Origin of the sequence: Psychrobacter aestuarii, assembly GCF_904846035.1 — a bacterium.
Taxonomy (GTDB): Bacteria; Pseudomonadota; Gammaproteobacteria; order Pseudomonadales; family Moraxellaceae; genus Psychrobacter; species Psychrobacter aestuarii.
On record NZ_CAJGYT010000001.1, the window covers coordinates 108,557 to 126,677 of the forward strand.

The following is an 18,121-nucleotide window of genomic DNA, read 5'->3' on the forward strand; positions in this document are numbered from 1 at the left end:
TTGTCGCGCTTTGCTCTAATAGCCTATGGCTGTTGCCAATGCCTTATCAGCTGTCGTCACTGCGTATCGAAGACGGGTGACGCAGCAAAGGCGTGACGTCTACTTGCATATACGGGTATAGGGGCAGCGACATCATGATGTCGTGTAGGGCTTCATGGCTCTCAACATCGAAAATGCTAAAGTTGGCATACTCGCCTGCCAAGCGCCAGATATGTCGCCATTTGCCTTCTGCTTGTAGTTGCTGCGATAAGGCTTTTTCGTCCGCCTTGAGTTTTGCTAGCGTTTCGGCGTCCATATCGCTCGGTATCACGACATCCATACGTACGTGGTATAGCATTGCAATCTCCTTATTACCTGCTCATGTGAAATCGTTGTCTGTCCGTTTTATCCGTTTAGCGACTGAGCTTGGTTGGCATACTTATTGGCGTAGTAGCTCACCTTGTCACGGTCTACCTCAATGCCCAGTCCAGCGCCAGTCGGCACGTCTAAGTTAAAATCATGGTAATCCAGTGGGCGTACCAAAATGTCATCGGTCAATAAAAGCGGACCGAACAGCTCGGTATCAAAATTTAGAGTCGGAAAGGTTGAGAACACGTGTGCAGAAGCTGCCGTACCGATAGGACCTTCAAGCATCGTGCCGCCATACAGCTCAATACCTGCCAAATGCGCCAGTTGCCCAATCAGGCAGCCTGCTTTGAGTCCACCTGCTTGGTTGATTTTGACCGCGAACACATCCGCACAATGTGCTGCTGCCAAATGAAAGGCGTTTTGTGGGTCTTGCACAATCTCATCTGCCATAATCGCCACGTCAAAGTGCTCTTTTAGACGCTTGAGACCGTCTTTATTGCGCATCGAGATGGGCTGCTCAATCAAGTCAATGTGACCGTCTTGCAAGCGCTTAATGCCCTTGATTGCCTCAAGCTCTGTCCATGCTTGGTTCACGTCCACCGTGATGCGGCAGTCGGGCAGGGCATCTTTAATCGCCAGCACATGAGTTAGGTCTTGTTCAAGGGGGTTGCTGCCGATTTTGAGCTTAAAGATACGGTGGCGTTGTTGGGCGACCATTGCTTTGGCTTCAGCAATGTCTTTTTCAGTGTTGCCGCTGGCGAGTGTCCACGCTACGCCGAGCGTATCACGTACGCGCCCGCCCAAAAGCTCGCTGACAGGCACGCCCAGACGTTTGCCCTCAATATCGAGCAATGCCGTTTCTATTGCACACTTGGCAAAGCGGTTGCCGCTGATGTGTTGACTGAGCAGTTGCATGGCTTTTGCGGTAGAGGTGGGCGCTTCTTTGATAAGTAGTGGCGCAAAATATGTGTCGATATTGGTTTTGATACTGTGCGGGCTTTCTTCTGCGTAGCTCAGCCCACCAATAGTGGTGGCTTCACCCCAGCCTTCAAGCCCATCTTCCGTTTGGATATGAACAAGAACTAAAGTTTGCTCTTTCATTACTGTGCAAGCGAGCTTGTGCGTTCGAATGGTCGGTATCGGCACCAGTAATGTGTGAATGGAACGAATCATGACTGTCCTTATCCTATGTGATAAATCCCTTAATCGTGCTATTTACTATATGTTTCGTGGGTCACTTTGTCTAAGACCTATTAGGGTGCTATTTGATACCTTTTAGGTATAATGTAAGTCTAAGGGCTGTCTTGTTAACAACCGTATTTGGTTCTTAGTCACCTATTAATCAAGAAATGCCAGTCATGAAGACAAACTGAAACGAAAACTGAAAAGGAAAAAGGTATGGAGCTTAGACATTTACGCTATTTCATCGCTGTTGCCGAAGAAAAGAGCTTTAATAAGGCAGCAGAGCGCCTGTATATCTCGCAGCCGCCGCTTAGTCGGCAAATCAAGCAATTGGAAGAAGAGCTGGGTGTGGTGCTGATTGACAGAGAGCAGCGTCCGCTAAAGCTCACCGAGGCGGGGACATTTTTTTATGACCATGCGCTACAAATCATTAAAAAATCAGACAACTTACGAGCGATGACCATGCGTAAAGCGCACTTCGACGGCGCTATCTCTATTGGTTTTGTCGCGTCGATGCTATACGGCACCTTGCCACGTGCGATTGCGCGTTTTCGCAAAGTCTATCCAAACATTAATATCAAGCTACACGAGCTGAACTCATGGCAGCAAACCCAAGCGCTCACCAGTGGCAAAATAGACGTGGGCTTTGGCAGGCTACTGTTCGATGATGCGTCAGTCAGACGCATTGTATTGCGTGAAGAGAGCTTGGTTGTCGCCTTACCTTTAGAGCATCCGATCATGCAAGAACAGCGCAGCAGCATTGATCTTGCCGATTTGGTCAATGAAAACTTGCAGTTATATCCCAAGCTGCCGCGCCCTGGGTTTATCGATTATGTTTTAGGACTGTTCGAGGCACGCAATCTCGAGCCGACCGCGTTTACTGAAGTCAGCGAGCTGCATGTGGCGCTTGGCTTGGTGGCGGCAGGTGAGGGCATCACCATCGTGCCCAAATCGCTTGAGCATTTACGCGACAAAGAAGTCGGTTATCTTCCTTTTGCAGATGGACAGCTCACCTCTCCTGTCATTATGAATGTGCGCCATTTTGATAAGTCTGCGCTGTTATCGACATTGCTCGACGTGCTGTATGAGATTTATGAAGAAGAAGGGGTGACGCATACCCGCGAAGCTATTTAAGCATGCGCTTAGAGCATGGCTTTGAAGTTATAGATGATAAGTAAAGAGTTGATAAGACAGATAAGGCTATACAGCTAAATATACCTTGAAAGCATAGGTTGAAAGTTCAATTATTATTAAAACGGTATATTCATATTTTCATAAATTCTAGAGATAGCAGCATGGAATACATAGAATATCTTTATGTTTTTATTATAATTTTTAGAAAATTTATAATTTTTTCAAATAGAGAGTCATATTTTTTGATTTTTTACGTTGACAATGGTTAAAGCGACTGCTAAATTTATTTGAAATGTAAAGTATTTTACGGAATAAACAGAGATACGAACGGATTTTCTTGTATATCAAGGATGATAACATAAGAACTTTAGTTTGTTTTTTGGTGTGTTTGCAGTTTACATTCTAAGAAAGGATTCTGATTATGAAACTCCCCTTTGCTTTAACCGCCATACTCGCTACCGCCATCAGTGTTAGCGCTTGCTCAACTGAAAACAACACTACCACCGCGACCGATGACGTGACGACCTTGCGATTCTCCCATTTGTGGCCCGCATCTGCTGTGATGCATACCGATGCGTTTGTGCCATGGGCTAAGAAAATCGAGGAAGAATCAGGCGGTCGCCTAAAAATCGAAATTTATCCCTCTGCCACACTCAGTAAGCCTGACGCAACCTATGATGCGGTAGCCAAAGGGACGGTCGATTTGGGTGTGCAGGTGCAAGGCTATATCAATGGTCGCTTTCCCCTGACGCAAATTGCCGAGCTGCCTGGTCTGTCAAATTCCGCCGCCCAAATGAGCTGTATGCTCCAAAAGCTCTACGATGACGGCGTGATTGCCAAAGAATATGACGACACGCATCTGCTGTTTATGATTGGCAGCGAGCCTGCGACCTTACACACTATCGATAAACCAATACGCACGCCCGCAGATTTAAAAGGGCTACGCATTCGCCGTCCGTCTGCCATCGGTGGTGAGATTATTGAAGCGGCAGGGGGCGCACCTGTTGGCTTGCCTGCGACCGACTTGTATACCTCATTACAGCGCGGCGTGGTCGATGGCATGGCATTTCCGTGGAGTCCGACAGGCTCTTTTAAACTGACCGACATCGTCAACACGCATACCAACATGCCTTTTTACAGCTCGGCATTGGTGGTGACGATGAATAAGGACAAATATGACAAGCTGCCTGCCGATCTGAAGAAAATCTTAGACGACAATACAGACAAAGCCATGTCTGATGTTGCCGCCCAAGTGTTTGATACGGAAGCCGAAAAATACAGCAGCGAAGCGCGCGCGCGTGGTGATGTGATGATTGATATCCCCAATCCGCTGAGCGACCCGCAATGGAAAGTGCCGCTAGAGGCGGGCACGAAAAAGTATCTGGCAGATGTCAGTGCCATGGGACTAGATGCCCAGTCGGTCTATGACCAAGCCAAAGCCGCCAGCGCCGCATGTCAATCGTAAGGCACACGCGGCGCGGGTTGGTTCTGTCTTGTCACGGTTACTGGCGTTTAATAAAAACCGATAGTAAGTTATGGATACGACAGTTATTTTAAACCAGCATTGTTTTAATGATACCATTCTATTTTTACGACTCTATTTTTATTGAGGCGGTATAAAAGCGAATGGCATATTAAAAATAAACGGCTGGTATTTTTTGTCGTCTGGTAATTTTTAGTTGATTTATGATAACGGTCATTAATCAATAGATTCGTTATTTTCTAACTTGTTTTCTAAATTATCAAAAAGCTTTTGACTGAGCCTCAAAAAAGTATCCAATTCTTCTTTAGAGAATTTAGAAAATAAGTTCTCAAGCATAGGCGCGGTCGTCTTGATAATCAAATTGACCTGATCTCGACCTTCCTTGGTCAGTTTAACGAGGCGCACGCGTCCATCACTGGCTTGCTTAAACACCTTGACCAAGCCCTCTTTCTCCATACGCTGCACGATTTTGGTGGTCGTTGGAATCTTCATTAATGCTTCGTTAGAAATCTCTGATATCGCTAGGGTCTCATGTTCTCTGAGTAGCAGCCCAACACGCCAGCGCGAGGTGTCCATACCTATTGGCTTTAGGGTTTTTTCCATTTCGATATTGTAAAGAGATTCAAGGCGTGCGACCCAGTAAAAAGGGTATTTACGGTGATCAAAGTCGTCGCTATCGGGGATATATTGTGATTTTTCTGTGTGCACTTTTATGCTTCCTAATGATTTAAATGTCTGTTTTTTATAAAAATAAAAATAATTATAGTCAAAGTATTTGACATTTCAACTAAATTTTAAGATACTTTCAATTAAGCCATGAATTGAAAGGATTCAACATGAATGATTTCACCACTGTATTCCCTGTATCGGACGTCGATTCGCTAACGGTGGCGATAAAGGACAGTATCGATATTGCAGGGACGCCCACGCAGCTCGGTAGCGATGCCTGCCTTAATGCGCCGCCTGCAAAAAAAGACGCCACTGTGGTGGAGCGTCTGAAACAACATCACTTTTCTATTGTGGGCAAAACGGTCATGCATGAGCTTGCCTTTGGCATGACGGGCGTCAATCGCAGTTATGGTACACCAGTCAATCCATTATATCCTAATTTGATTCCTGGCGGCTCATCGAGCGGCTCGGCAACCGCGGTGGCAAGTGGTCAAGTGGCGGTCGCGATTGGTACGGATACAGGTGGCTCGGTGCGTATGCCTGCGGCGTGCTGCGGTATTTATGGCTTTAAGCCGACCTTTGGGTTGGTCAGTCGAGCAGGGGTGTGGCCAAGCGCATCGTCTTTGGATTGTGTGGGGGTGTTTGCCGCCAAGCCTGAGTTGATTACCCGCACTATGCAAGCGATTGCACCTGAGTTTGCGCCATTATCGCCCGCAGATGTTGCCCTGTTAGAGCAAGACACATTGACGCTGGGCTGGCTGTCGGTGGATGCCGATACCCGCATTACAGCGACGATTAAAGCGGCGCTGACCCAGCATGACGCAACAACGACAACAGCAACAGCGCATCCGCGCATTACGTTAAAACCTGTCGAATGCGCGGGTTTAGACGCAGCGTTTCAGGCAGGTCTTAGTATCATTAACCGCGAAACGTGGCTGGCGTGCAAAGACTTTTATGCTACAGGCAAGCTTGGGGATGATGTCGCCACACGTCTAGAAAAAGCCAGTCGCACCACCGACAGCGAACTGCTAGAGGCCGAATACGTTCGCGCCATCTTTAGCGCCCAAATCGATGCGCTGCTGGCAGACACCCGCGTGCTGGCACTGCCCACGCTACCCAATGCGCCGATGACGCTTGCGGATGCTTTGGCAGGCAAGACCGATGTCACCGCCTCCAAGCTGGTACGCCCGTTTAATCTGTCAGGATATCCCGCCTACGCGCTGCCTTGTCATTCTGATTTTGATTTTCCCATCAGCCTGCAATTGGTCGGGCGCAAAGGTGACGATGCCTTTGTCTGTGCGCTTGCCGAGCGTTTGACGGCTTTACTTTCACCCAACTTGACGACCGCTGCGCGATAAGCTGCCGCATTATGGACATCCATACGAAAAAGGAATTTCTATGACCACGATTACTCCCCTTATTGAACATCCAGACCTTGACGCGCTGCTCGATGACATTCGTAAGCGCGCTGACGACTGTGAAAAACAGCGCCACATTGACCAAGACATTATTGAGCGTTTTAAAGCCATTGGCGTGTACCGCGCCTTTGTGCCCAAGCGTTTTGGCGGCGATGAGCGCAGCCCAACCGATTTTTTACGCCTGATTGAGACCATCGCGATGGCAGACGGCTCGGCAGGCTGGGTCGCAAGCTTTGGCATGAATCCGTTTTATTTGGGCGGTCTGCCGATGCCGACGATTGAAAAGGTCTGGGCAGATACGCCTGATGTGGTGTTTGCTGGGGCGATTTTTCCCGTGCGCCCTGCCGAAGTGCGTGACGACAGCTACGTGGTGTCGGGACGCTGGAAGTTTGCCAGCGGCTGTATGGGTGCGTCACTGATTGGTGTGGGCATCAAGCCTGAGACCGAAGGCGCACTACCGCGCATCGCGGTCATGCCTGCCGAGTCCTTACAGATTGATGAGACGTGGGACATGATTGGGATGCGTGCCACAGGCAGCCATGACGTGGTCGCGGAGAATGTCATCGTGCCCAAAGAATGGAGCTTTATCCGTGGCGGCGACATCACTTTAACCGAGCCGTTGTTTAAATACCCACCGCTATCGCTTGCCACGCAAGTACTGGCTGTGACCACGCTGGGTCTTGCCCGCGAAGCCTTGGACATCATCACCAGTGAGGCGGGCGCGCGCAAGTCCGTCACAGGCGCGCCCAATCTTGGCGAGCGCGAATATGTGCAGATTGCGATTGGTAAGGCTGAGGCAAAGATGCTGGCGAGTAAGGCGTTTTTTTACCAAGCGACTGAGGCCGTTTGGGACACCATCATGGCAGGCGAGACGCCAAGCGATGCCCAAATCAGCCTATTGCGCTTGTCCAGCTCGCACCTGACACACGAGTGTGTCGGCGTAGTCAACACGGTGTATAAGCTGATGGGCATGACCAGCGCGGACAACAGTCACGCCATGACACGCATTTACCGCGATGCGTCACTCGTCGGTCAACATGCCTTTATGGGCGAGATTACCTTTAGAAATGCAGGCGCGATGGCATTTAATCATGCGCCTTATCCAGGCTATTTATAAGCCCTTGTTAAACAAAGCACATTTACCCGATTCAACCAGCAACTCACCATTAACGAGCCACCAAATCACCACTAGATTAAAAAGGATACTCTCATGGAAAAATTAGACACCCACCGCGTACTGTTTTGTATTGGTATCAATCAAAACTTTATGGACGCGCCCGCCGCCGAAATGAAAGACGTCTGGCAGGCATTTAGCCAAATGATGCAAAACGTCGATGAACTGCCTGGCGTTACCATTTTGGGCATCATGGACGACGATCGCTTGCAGGTCGGTGCAGCAGCGGCAGCGCCTTGGATGGCATACATCATGGCGGATGTGCCTGATATCGAAACTGTCATTGCCGCGTGTAATTTCTTTAGAACCATTCCTGTCGGCGATGGCACGTACAAGCTGTGGAAATATTGCAAGGTCGAGGCGCGTATCGGTCGCAAGCTGGTCGTGCCTGAATAATCCGCCATTCACTTGATAACGCATTCGATAACTGTAGGTAACGACAATGACAAAACCAACTGTAGCCAGCCTCAGTCAACGCCTGTGGGCGCTAGAGCAAGAAAAAGCCGTACGCGAATGTATGCAGCGCTATATGTCGCTGTGCGATGTACTGGATGTGGGCTTTGACTTGTCATTACTGATGGATTTGTTCGCGACAGATGCGGTGTGGCAAGGGGTGGGCAAGCGTTATGCTAAGACCTTTGGCGCGTATGAAGGCAAAGACGCGATTGCCAATATGTTCGCCAAATATACCCAGCCGCCCGCGCATTTTGTGACGAACGCGCACTTTTTGACCAATGAGCAGATTCATGTGTCAAACGACACGGCAGTCGGCACATGGCTGCTATTGCAAACCGCAACGTTTCAAGACGGTCGCTCGCAGCTGAGCAGCGCCCGTTTGCGTGTCAATTTTACGCTCGATAACGAGCAATGGAAGATTCAACACTTTCAGACAGAAAGCCTGTTCAATCGTCCGATGGACACCCCGTGGGATGTAGACAAAGCACTGCCTACCCCAGAGTAATCATGACATAAGCACGACCGTCATCAACGTATCAACAGCATCAAACGTATTCACGTATCAAGGAGAGACAACGATGTTAAACCAAAAACGGATTCCAGTGAACCAAATGGTCACCCCTGAAGGGGACAAAGTACAGTCGGAGATGTACACCGACAGCGAACTGTTTGACAAAGAAATGGACGCCATCTTTGACAATACATGGGTATGGGTCGCGCATGAGAGCGAGATACCCAACAAAGGCGATTATAAGACCGCGCGTATCGGTCGTCATTCAGTCATCGTCTCACGCGATAGAAAAATGGACATCCATGTCCTGCTAAACCGCTGCCGCCATCGCGGCGCGACCATCTGCGAAAAGCACAAAGGCAACGCGCGCAGCTTCGTTTGCCCGTACCATGGCTGGGGCTATGGTCAAGACGGCACACTGCGCGCCATCCCGATTGCAGGACCGTACGAAGGGGTGGTTGATAAAGAAGAGCTGCCGCTAATCAGCCTGCGTATGGAATCGTATCAGGGTATGATTTTTGCCACCTTTAACAAGGACATTGAGCCGCTAGAGGACTTTTTAGGCGGCGCGAAAAAATGGATGGACTTGTTTATGAAACAAGGTGGCGGCTATCCCATCAAAACCTTGGGTGAGCACCGTTTCCGCTTCCCTGGCAACTGGAAGATTCAGCTCGAAAACACCACCGATGCTTATCACTTTCCCATCATTCACAAATCGTTTATCTCCTCACTCGATGGCGATACGGCAGAGATTTTTGACTTTTTAGAAGGCGATGGTTTTGTCGAAGACTTGGGCAACGGTCACAGCGTTATGGTGATGATTCCTGAGCTGGTTGATTTGGAAGAAAACCTAGACGACCCCATCCCTGCGCGTTTTGAAGCGCTCGCCGCCGAGCTGCGCGCCGAAGGTCATGACGATGACAAGGTACGCCGTTTGGTACGCGCTGCCGCAGGTTCAGGCTTTAACTTAAATCTATTCCCGAATGTCGCGTGCTCCATGGCGTTCTTCCGCGTGCTTGCGCCCATCTCCGTCAATGAAACCGAAATTCAGCACATTGCGATTGGTGGTGACGGTGCGCCTAGCGCCTTTAACAAAACCCGTATCCGCTTGCATGAGCACTTTCAAGGACCGATGGGCTTTGGTACGCCTGACGACTCTGAAGCGTGGGAGCGCGTGCAAAAAGGCGCTGGCAGCGGCATGAGCGAATGGATTTTGGTCAACCGTGGGCAAAATTTGGTACAACAAAACGATATGGGCAATGACTACAGCACCGTTTGTTCAGAAATCGGTATGAAAGCGGCGTACAAGCAGTGGGTCAAAATGATGAACGCAGCAGAGCAAGGAGCGTAACCATGAATAACGAATTATATGTCAGTGTCTCAGCATTTATTGACTACGAAAACAGCCTATTGGACGCCAAAAATTACGACGCATGGCTGCCGCTATGGCAAGACGATGGCATGTATGTCGTGCCTATCGACACCTCAGATGACGACTACGGCAGCCGCTTGAACTATGCCTATGATGATGCCGACATGCGCCGTATGCGTGTGGCGCGTCTGCTCAGCGGCGAGTCGGTCTCGGTCGAGAGTAACGGCGGTACGATTCGTCTGACGTCAAGACTGCGCGTCAATCAAGTGGAAGATGTCATCGAAGCGCGCTGTGCGTTATTGATTAACGAAAGCCGTCTGGGCGTCATGAAGCAATATGTCGCCAATGTGGAATATCAGCTGATACCCAGCGGCGACAGCTTTGCCATTGCCCAAAAAGTGGTCAAGCTGATTAACGCTGAAGATTACCTGCGTACCATCAGCTATATCCTGTAACCGCTATCTGTTAGGAGTACATCACTATGAAAGACGTCATTGTCATAACAGGAGCAGGGCAGGGCTTGGGCGCATGTATCGCCAAAGCCTTGTTAAACAGCGGTTTTCGCGTTGCCATCACCGATGTCAGCCAAGACAAAGCCGCTGCCGCTGCTCAGACGCTCAGCGAGGATACATCGCTGGTGGCAGGGTTTAAGCTGGACGTGACCCAAAAGGCAGATTTTAAGCAGGCGCTCTCTGATGTTGAGGCGTATTTTGGCGGCGTGCAGGGTTTAGTAAACAATGCCGCCATGACCCTAACCACGCCCGTCATGGACGTGACGGCTGAAGAGTTTGACAACGTATTGCGCGTCAACTTGCGCGGCACCTTGTTTGGTTGCCAAGTGTTTGGCGCTTATTTTGCCGACAAAAACTATGGGCGCATCGTCAATATGGCGTCGCTTGCGGGGCAAAACGGCGGGACAGCGTCAGGGGTGCATTATGCGTCAAGTAAAGGCGGCATCATCACCATGACCAAAGTGTTCGCCGGTCATTTGGCTGCCAAAGGCGTGACGGTAAACGCCGTCGCCCCAGGACCGATGGATTTGCCCATCGTACATGAGCTGGTATCGCCTGAGAAGCTTGCGCATTTATTAGACAACGTCATTCCCGTCAAGGCGCTGGGCAGCCCTGATTTTATCGGCGCGATGGTCACGCAGTTGGTGTCGCGAGATGCCTTTGGGGTGACTGGGGCGACGTGGGATGCCAACGGCGGTTTATCCATGCGTTAAGCGCATCGAACCAGTAAAAGTAAGGTCAAATCGGCGACATACAACCCACAAGTAGTGTTGCAAGTGCTGTGATTGGTGTCGGCAACGGACGCTGAGCGCTTCAATCTGATTGTTAACAGGACTTATCATTATGAATAATTTAATCAAAGCGATCATTACCGACAGACGGATGCTGTCTTCTGATGTGGTGTCATTAACCCTCGCACACCCAGACGGCGCGCCATTACCTGCCTTTAGCGCAGGCGCGCATATCAGCGTGCATGTCAATGATGATACCATCCGCCAATATTCGTTATGTAGCGCGCCGACGGAGACGGCATTTTACCGCTTGGGCATCTTAAAAGATCCCAAATCACGTGGCGGCTCTATTGCCATTCATGAGCAGCTAAACGTGGGGGACACCGTCACCATCAGCGCGCCGAACAACTTGTTTCCGCTAGATATGACTGCCGAGCACAGCGTTTTGGCGGGCGGCGGCATTGGTATCACGCCGATGATAGCCATGGCATACGCGCTCAAGGCGGCGGGCAAGTCGTTTACATTGCATTATTGTGTACGCACGCATAAAGAAGTCGCGTTCTTGGACGAGTTGCAGCGCGATTTTGGCGACGCTTTACGCTTGCATTGTGACGACTTAGGCGACGACCAGCGCTTGCGACCTGATATTGATTTCGGTGCGCCGAGCGCAGGCACGCATATTTATACTTGTGGTCCGACAGGCTTTATGGACTGGGTGATGAGCAGTGCTAAGGCAATGGGCTTTGCAGAGCGCAACATTCATTTTGAGTATTTTAATGTCGACGTGGACAGCTCAGGCGAGGCATTCACGGTAGTCGCGGAGCAAAGCGGCAAGACCATCTCGGTATCAGGCACACAAACCATTGTACAAGCGCTGTCTGAGGCGGGTATCAAGGTGCAGGTGTCGTGCGAGCAAGGCATTTGCGGTACATGCATCGTCGATGTGCTCGAGGGCGAGCCTGACCACAGAGATCAGTTTTTGACCGATGAAGAAAAAGCGGACAACGATCAGATTGCCGTATGCTGCTCCCGCGCCAAGTCTTCCGTGTTGGTGCTCGATATTTAAAACGCTGCCTAGTTAAAACTCTATCGGCTTGTCATACAGCCCCACACATTTGATTGCTACGGATAGCAACAGGGGCGGCATATCAATGCATTTATACCGCTATTGCCATGTTGCCCCTTTATTTTTAGTGAAACGACTTTCGTTAAATACAAGGAGTACACCATGTCCAATTTTGATAGCAAAGCGCTGCGCCAAGTGTTCAGCCAGTTTCCCACAGGGGTGACCGTCATCACCACACGCACTGCCGATGGCGAACCCATTGGCGTGACCGCCAGCAGCTTTAATACCGTCTCGATGAGCCCAGCCTTGGTGCTGTGGAGCATTGACAAAGACGCGCACAGCTTAGACGCCTTTAAAAACTGTGAATATTTCGCCATCAATATTTTAAGCGATCAGCAGATTGCCATCTCCAACCGCTTTGCAGGGCGCGGTCAAGACAAGTTCAGTGGTATTGATTACACCCATGGTCTTGGCGACAGTCCGTTATTGCCTGAGGCGTTGACCCAGCTACAATGCAAAAACTGGAATGTATACGAGGGCGGCGATCATCTGATTATGGTGGGCGAGGTGCTGGAGTATAGCGTCACGCAAAATGCGCGCCCGCTGGTGTTTTCTCAGGGCTCTTATTCTCAAGCCAGCCCGCACTACGATGTGCTGAACACTAAACAAGTCGACGTGTTAAGCCAGCATGAGTTTTTAGAAGACCATATCTTGTACTTATTGCGCGCCTCGTACAATCAGCTGAGCCAAGTGTTTTATAAGCGCTTAAACGAAGCAGAAGGCGTCAGTCCTGAGCTGTGGCGCATTTATGCTTGTCTTGCCGACGGCAATGCGCTGGATTTGGACAGCTTGGGCGTGTTCGTCATGCAGCCCAGACGCGACTTGCTCGACTCGCTCACCAGTATGGGCGCGCATGTGCAGTGTGATGAGCAAACGGCAGAGCTGACCGAAGCGGGCATTAACCGCGCGCAAAAGCTGTTGTCTATCGAAAAACAGTACAAACAAGAGCTGGCGAGTCGTGTCGGCGCTGATAACTATAATGATATGAAAGAGACGCTGCGCCATTTATACTGCCGCGAGCATCTGTAATTGGCACTATTAACCACTACCTTCATCTGATTTTCAGCCACTTTTTTCATTTACCTTTTGCTCACTGTACGATATCCCTGCGTACAGTGGGTTTTTTTTGGCTTAATCAAGTCACTTACAGCCAGTTAAGCCCTGTGATGACAGGGCAAGCAATAAGCCGCTGAGTCTCTGCTACGTGGTCTTTATAAATGTCACTGTTATCAATGCGAGCATTACCTTATTTATATTCAGGCACGGTAATCAGCGCACTTAACATCGATAGATGCCCCAGTACACCGTTAATACGTCGTCTGCCTTTTAAGTCATAGAGCCAAAATAAAAGCCTAGCCGTCAGCGGTATAAATGGTATCAATAAACAGTAAAAGTGATGGCAACCAAAAAAGAATCATAAAAAAACCACATCGCTGGGATGACAATGTGGTCTGATAGGGTATGTTAGGTGTTTCTTAAATGCTCTATTAAGTCGTGTCGATGCACAACCGAGCGTGCATATGAGCGATTAAAACCGCGAAAAACGATAGGGCGCCGGGTCAATCAGTGGCGTATCGCTACGCATGACCAAATCCGCTGCCAATTGACCTGCGGCAGGCGAGGTGCCAAAGCCATGTCCCGAAAACCCTGTGGCGATGGTTAAGCCTTGCAGGTTGTCAACGCGGTCGATAACGGGATTTGAGTCGGGTGTGATGTCAATCATACCGCTCCACTGCGATTCAATCTCGGCGCGTTCAAAGTCAGGCCATGCGGCGCGCAGATTATTCAAGGCGGCGCGGTTCAGTACCTCGCTGACCTTGGGGTCCATGGTACGGACTTTCTCAAATGGTGAGATGCTATTGGCTTCCCAGTGGCGCGCAAGCAATAAGTCACTTAAAAAGTATTTGCCCAGCCCAATTTTTAAAAAGTTGTGCTGACCTTTTAGCATGGGTAAAAACTTCATGCCAATTAATAAATGATCAAGGGTCAAAGGCGCGTCTAATTTGCCGCGTTGGGTGATGATATAGCCGCCATCGATATGTTTGCGAAACGAAAAGTCCGCCGCGCCAACAGCAGGCTGAAAGTCAATATCCATCGGCTTGGTTTTGAGTACCGAGCAGATGACAGGCAGGGTCGGCAGGCTGATATCCATATTGCCTAAAAAGCGCCGTGACCACATGCCCCCTGCCAGCAGTACCTCGTCGCAGTCAATCTCGCCGTGTTCTGTAAATACGCCCTCCACGCGGTCGTCGTTGATGCATAAGGAGCGCACGGCGCAATTTTCTATGATGATCGCGCCTTTGGCAATCGCCGCATTGGCAATCGCGCTCGCCGCCATCGTCGGTTCGGCGCGTCCATCAGTGGCGGTATAGATGCCGCCCGCCCATTGACCGCGCCCGTTCGGCACCATCTCATCAATCTCTTTTGCCGTGAGCATACGTGAGCCAAGATTAAGCGATTGTGTTTCGTCATGCCACTTTTTATAACTGGCAAGCTCTTCAGGCGTCCTACCGATGAACAAAATCCCCGATTGGCGATAGCCGACATCCGCTTGCGTACGCTCGGGCATCTCAGACCACAGTCTGTCTGCCGCCAGCGCTAGAGGGATGTCTTTTGGGTGACGATTGGTTTTACGCACCCAGCCAAGATTGCGCGAGGACTGCTCCCCTGCGATGCGTCCTTTTTCGAGCAGTACCACAGGCACGTTACGTTCGGCAAGGGTCAGCGCCGCGGTCAATCCGACAATTCCGCCACCGATGATGACCACGGTGGTCGATGGTGGTAGCTGGGTGTCAAGGTTGCGAATGGGGTTGATGATAGGTGCCATGAGTGCGCTACTCCTTGTCGCGGTTTGATTACAGATTACGCGTGACCGATGTTGATGGTGGTGCTTTTTGCCGCTGATGCACCCTTATAGGCGGTCACTTCGATTTCTACTTTATAAGAATTAGAGCTGAGCGGTGCGCAGCTGACGGTCGTGGCAGGGTCAACGCCTTTGAATATCTCACCAAAGATGGTCATTACGGTCATGGCATCTTTTGGGTCTGGGATAAACACACGGGTACTGACCACGTCAGCCAATGACGCATCAACGGCGTGTAACGCGCGCTCAATATTGGCAAAGACTTGGCGCGTTTGTGATTCTAAGTCTTTAGGGATTTCTTTGGTCTCAGGACAGCGCCCTGCGGTATTTGAGACAAAGATAAGGTTATCGACACAGACCAAGCGCGAATAGCTGGTCTTTTCTTCTAGTACTGAGCCTGTTGTTACTTTGGTTACGGTGGTCATAGGAATGCTCGTGTTATGAATAAAGAGAAAAAGGAATGCTTTATAAAGAGTAAATGTAAAGGTTGAATACCTGCCACCGACTATAAAACAGCGCTTATAAATGAGTGGCAGGTATCAATGTCAATGCAGATGGCAACAAGGTTAGCGCAGCGCTGGCGTGTCCCATAAGTTCAGCTTGGTGCCGATACCGCGCTCAAGCGCATTGCGATAGACCACCGTGCCCCACGCCACATCTTCGACAGGCATACCGCCAACCGACATGACGATGATTTCTTCGTCATTTTGACGAGCGGGGGTGACACCTGAGACGATTTCACCGAGGTCTTCTAGCTCATCCATGGTCATTGAGCCTTCTTCAATCATGTCCATAAAGCGCATGCCGACCAGTGGAATGTGATTGTGCGCAGGCTTAGGCACTTCTTCATACCACGCGGTGTACAGACCGATACTGTCCATGACTTTGCGCACATCTTTGCCACTCATGGCATCATCCAAGCGGCAAGACGCTGGCATGGCTAAGAATGCACCCGCCTTGACCCATTCGCGCTTGACGATGGGATAGGTGGAGGGGTCGCCAGTTGCGCCTGAGTTGCAATAGGTGACCAAATCAGAGTCGCGCACCACATCTTCAACGCTATCGACGATATGGACATTGGTGATTTGTGGATAGGTTTCAGCGAGCCACGCGGTAAAGCTGTCTAGGCTGGCTTGCCCGCGGGCTTTGATTTTGATGGTATCTACGTCTGGGCACGCTGCCATAAATGCGGCAACGGTCGTTTTACCCATCACCCCTGGTCCGAGTAGACCAATGACTTTAGAATCTTTACGCGCCAAATGACGTGCGCCAACGCCTGGAACGGCGCCAGTACGATAGGCGGATAATAGGTTTGCCGACATATAGGCCAGCGGCGCTGAGGTCACCACATCCGTCAAGGTAAACATCAAGATAGAGCGCGGCAAGCCAATCTCGCGGTTGGCGACATTTGAGCCGTACCATTTGACCCCGCAGGTTTGAAAGTCGCCGCCCAGATAGGCAGGCATCGCCATCAGACGACGATCGGCGGTGGGCTTGGGCATGGTTGGAAAGGGAGATTCTTCAGGGAAAGTAATCATCGCGCCGTGCGAGTCGCTGTTGGGTCCTGCCATGCGATAGTCGCCACTGTGTAGCAGCTTGAACATATCTTCCATGGTATCGACACACTGTGCCATATCGGTGACGCCAGCGGCGATCATGTCTGATTCTGACAGATAGATAAAATCAATATGCGTATTGGGGGTTTCCGTAGTCATGATGGCTTCACATCCTTATGAGTTGGTGGTACGGGTGACCATTTCATAGTTGCATATTCTAAAAATCAGAAATAGAACAAATCGGCAATGCCTAATAAGCGTGATAAATAAAAAATCAGTACAGCGCCCAACAGGACGGGATAATGACAAGGCAATAAAAAAGCCATTGGTAACAACGGGTTAATCGTCATTACCAATGGCTTGGCGCACTTGTGACACTGTGATGCGCGAGGCTACGCCTTGTAGTGGTATTGCTTAAGGATGTTTTGAAACTCTCTTGGCGCTTGACCATTGTAGCGTTTAAATTGGCGGCAAAAATGCGACTGGTCGGCATAGCCCATATCGGTCGCAAGGTCGGTCAAACGCTCACCGTTACTTTGCATCAGCTGGTCTAAGACTTGCTGATATTTTAAAATCAGACTAAAGGTCTTGGGCGACAAGCCGTAGTAGTTGTTAAAGACATTGTTGATGGTGCGTGCTGAGTAGCCGCTGTGTTTGCTCAGCTCTGCCACACTGATATTGCCGCGATGAGCAATCATCAGCGCGACCAGTATTTGCGACAGCTCCGAGCGCTCGACCACGCCTTTACGCGCGCCGCAAATACGCCAAAAGGTAGCGATATACGCTTCAAAATTGTCACACTGGGATAGGCTGGCAAGTAGCGGCTCGCTCAGTATCGACAGCTCGTGCAGCGGTATGCTTTGCTCCACGACATCCTTTGGCTGAATGGACAAAAAATCTGGCGCAACGCCAATCTGATAACGCACGCCAAAATACGAGCAGCCTTTTTCAATCAAGGTACTGCGCGGTGCTTTTGAGCTGCCGCACACCCACGCCTCGGGATGGGTGTCGTGCAGCTTGATGATGATATCAATGCTGCCATCGGGCACGACATTCACATCCATCGCCGTATGCTCTAAGGTAAAGCAGTAAAAATGCGAGATGCCCTCACGATTGATGTATTTTTTTTGATAGCTGCTTTGGGTATACAGCATAAAATAAGGCTGAAGTGGCTTAATGAGGTGTGCATTCATGAGACGTCCCTGTCTATAGTCATACCGCAATAAATATTAAAAAATCAGTAGTATCAAATAGTTAAAAATAAAAATCTCAAGCAGTCATCTTGTTCGCTACAGCCATTATGTGGGCTGCTCGCCTTAGCATTTACTATAATCAATTGCAGCACATACACCTAAGACAAAGCATGAACGCAGCATACATGCAGCGCCGTTCTGTCCCTATCTGCCTATATTCGCATCACTATCTCGCTGTTCGTATGCCAAAACAGACGGTCGAACGCGTGTCATTTTTGGCAAGTCATGCCCACATATCGGCACTGCTTTGCGCCACAAGACGCATGCTTTGAAAATACAAGCCATCAGAAAAACGTGCAAAATAATTGAAAAAAATAATTGTTGAAAGTTCAA

Annotated in this window: 18 protein-coding genes; 11 read left to right on the forward strand and 7 right to left on the reverse strand. The window is 49.9% G+C overall.

All coding sequences use genetic code 11. The annotated features are described in order from the left end of the window. Window positions 1-46: 46 nt before the first annotated feature. Both catC and JMW05_RS00440 read right to left on the reverse strand, forming a co-directional pair. Window positions 47-337 carry a muconolactone Delta-isomerase gene (catC, locus tag JMW05_RS00435; protein ID WP_201503466.1) on the reverse strand — a complete coding sequence of 97 codons (291 nt, stop codon included), beginning with the start codon at window positions 335-337 and terminating at the stop codon, window positions 47-49. A gap of 47 nt (window positions 338-384) precedes the next feature. Further along, window positions 385-1,521 carry a muconate/chloromuconate family cycloisomerase gene (locus JMW05_RS00440; protein WP_201503467.1) on the reverse strand — a complete coding sequence of 379 codons (1,137 nt, stop codon included), beginning with the start codon at window positions 1,519-1,521 and terminating at the stop codon, window positions 385-387. A 225-nt stretch (window positions 1,522-1,746) separates the two neighbouring features. On the opposite strand from JMW05_RS00440, the gene JMW05_RS00445 reads away from it, so the two are divergent. Together JMW05_RS00445 and JMW05_RS00450 are read left to right on the forward strand one after the other, a co-directional pair. Continuing rightward, window positions 1,747-2,664, forward strand: coding sequence for a LysR family transcriptional regulator (locus tag JMW05_RS00445; protein WP_201503468.1), 918 nt, complete (start codon window positions 1,747-1,749; stop codon window positions 2,662-2,664). 421 nt (window positions 2,665-3,085) lie between these two features. After that, window positions 3,086-4,129 (forward strand): TRAP transporter substrate-binding protein, encoded by a 1,044-nt coding sequence (locus tag JMW05_RS00450; RefSeq protein ID WP_201503469.1) that lies wholly within the window; start codon window positions 3,086-3,088, stop codon window positions 4,127-4,129. A 234-nt stretch (window positions 4,130-4,363) separates the two neighbouring features. Here JMW05_RS00450 and JMW05_RS00455 read toward each other — a convergent pair whose 3' ends face one another. Then, window positions 4,364-4,855, reverse strand: coding sequence for a MarR family winged helix-turn-helix transcriptional regulator (locus tag JMW05_RS00455; RefSeq protein WP_201503470.1), 492 nt, complete (start codon window positions 4,853-4,855; stop codon window positions 4,364-4,366). Window positions 4,856-4,983: 128 nt separating this feature from the next. Between JMW05_RS00455 and JMW05_RS00460 the strand changes: the two genes are divergently transcribed. The 9 genes from JMW05_RS00460 to JMW05_RS00500 all read left to right on the forward strand — a co-directional run bounded on the left by JMW05_RS00460 (window position 4,984) and on the right by JMW05_RS00500 (window position 13,145). Continuing rightward, window positions 4,984-6,174: an amidase gene (locus tag JMW05_RS00460; protein WP_201503471.1), complete on the forward strand. Its 1,191-nt coding sequence runs from the start codon at window positions 4,984-4,986 to the stop codon at window positions 6,172-6,174. Between the two features lie 40 nt (window positions 6,175-6,214). Beyond that, window positions 6,215-7,351 (forward strand): acyl-CoA dehydrogenase family protein, encoded by a 1,137-nt coding sequence (locus JMW05_RS00465; protein ID WP_201503472.1) that lies wholly within the window; start codon window positions 6,215-6,217, stop codon window positions 7,349-7,351. 93 nt (window positions 7,352-7,444) lie between these two features. Continuing rightward, window positions 7,445-7,804: an IacB protein gene (locus JMW05_RS00470; protein WP_201503473.1), complete on the forward strand. Its 360-nt coding sequence runs from the start codon at window positions 7,445-7,447 to the stop codon at window positions 7,802-7,804. A 46-nt stretch (window positions 7,805-7,850) separates the two neighbouring features. After that, a complete protein-coding gene (locus tag JMW05_RS00475) occupies window positions 7,851-8,369 on the forward strand; it encodes a nuclear transport factor 2 family protein (protein ID WP_201503474.1) in 519 nt (172 codons plus the stop codon). Window positions 8,370-8,442: 73 nt separating this feature from the next. Further along, the gene (locus JMW05_RS00480) at window positions 8,443-9,726 is read left to right on the forward strand and encodes an aromatic ring-hydroxylating oxygenase subunit alpha (protein ID WP_201503475.1); all 1,284 of its coding nucleotides are present in this window, start codon (window positions 8,443-8,445) and stop codon (window positions 9,724-9,726) included. Window positions 9,727-9,728: 2 nt separating this feature from the next. Beyond that, entirely contained in the window at window positions 9,729-10,202 is a 474-nt protein-coding gene (locus JMW05_RS00485; RefSeq protein ID WP_201503476.1) for an aromatic-ring-hydroxylating dioxygenase subunit beta, read from the forward strand. Window positions 10,203-10,228: 26 nt separating this feature from the next. After that, complete coding sequence (locus tag JMW05_RS00490; protein WP_201503477.1) at window positions 10,229-10,972, forward strand: SDR family NAD(P)-dependent oxidoreductase; 744 nt, start codon at window positions 10,229-10,231, stop codon at window positions 10,970-10,972. Between the two features lie 130 nt (window positions 10,973-11,102). Continuing rightward, complete coding sequence (locus JMW05_RS00495; protein ID WP_201503478.1) at window positions 11,103-12,056, forward strand: PDR/VanB family oxidoreductase; 954 nt, start codon at window positions 11,103-11,105, stop codon at window positions 12,054-12,056. Window positions 12,057-12,218: 162 nt separating this feature from the next. Continuing rightward, the gene (locus tag JMW05_RS00500; protein WP_201503479.1) at window positions 12,219-13,145 is read left to right on the forward strand and encodes a flavin reductase family protein; all 927 of its coding nucleotides are present in this window, start codon (window positions 12,219-12,221) and stop codon (window positions 13,143-13,145) included. Window positions 13,146-13,644: 499 nt separating this feature from the next. Here JMW05_RS00500 and JMW05_RS00505 read toward each other — a convergent pair whose 3' ends face one another. The 4 genes from JMW05_RS00505 to JMW05_RS00520 all read right to left on the reverse strand — a co-directional run bounded on the left by JMW05_RS00505 (window position 13,645) and on the right by JMW05_RS00520 (window position 17,728). Further along, a complete protein-coding gene (locus JMW05_RS00505) occupies window positions 13,645-14,943 on the reverse strand; it encodes an NAD(P)/FAD-dependent oxidoreductase (protein WP_201503480.1) in 1,299 nt (432 codons plus the stop codon). A 35-nt stretch (window positions 14,944-14,978) separates the two neighbouring features. Further along, entirely contained in the window at window positions 14,979-15,404 is a 426-nt protein-coding gene (locus JMW05_RS00510; RefSeq protein WP_201503481.1) for a Rid family hydrolase, read from the reverse strand. Between the two features lie 141 nt (window positions 15,405-15,545). Continuing rightward, entirely contained in the window at window positions 15,546-16,694 is a 1,149-nt protein-coding gene (locus JMW05_RS00515; protein WP_201503482.1) for a tyramine oxidase subunit B, read from the reverse strand. Window positions 16,695-16,927: 233 nt separating this feature from the next. After that, on the reverse strand, window positions 16,928-17,728 hold the full coding sequence (locus JMW05_RS00520; protein ID WP_201503483.1) for a helix-turn-helix domain-containing protein: 801 nt from the start codon (window positions 17,726-17,728) through the stop codon (window positions 16,928-16,930). Window positions 17,729-18,121: the final 393 nt, after the last annotated feature.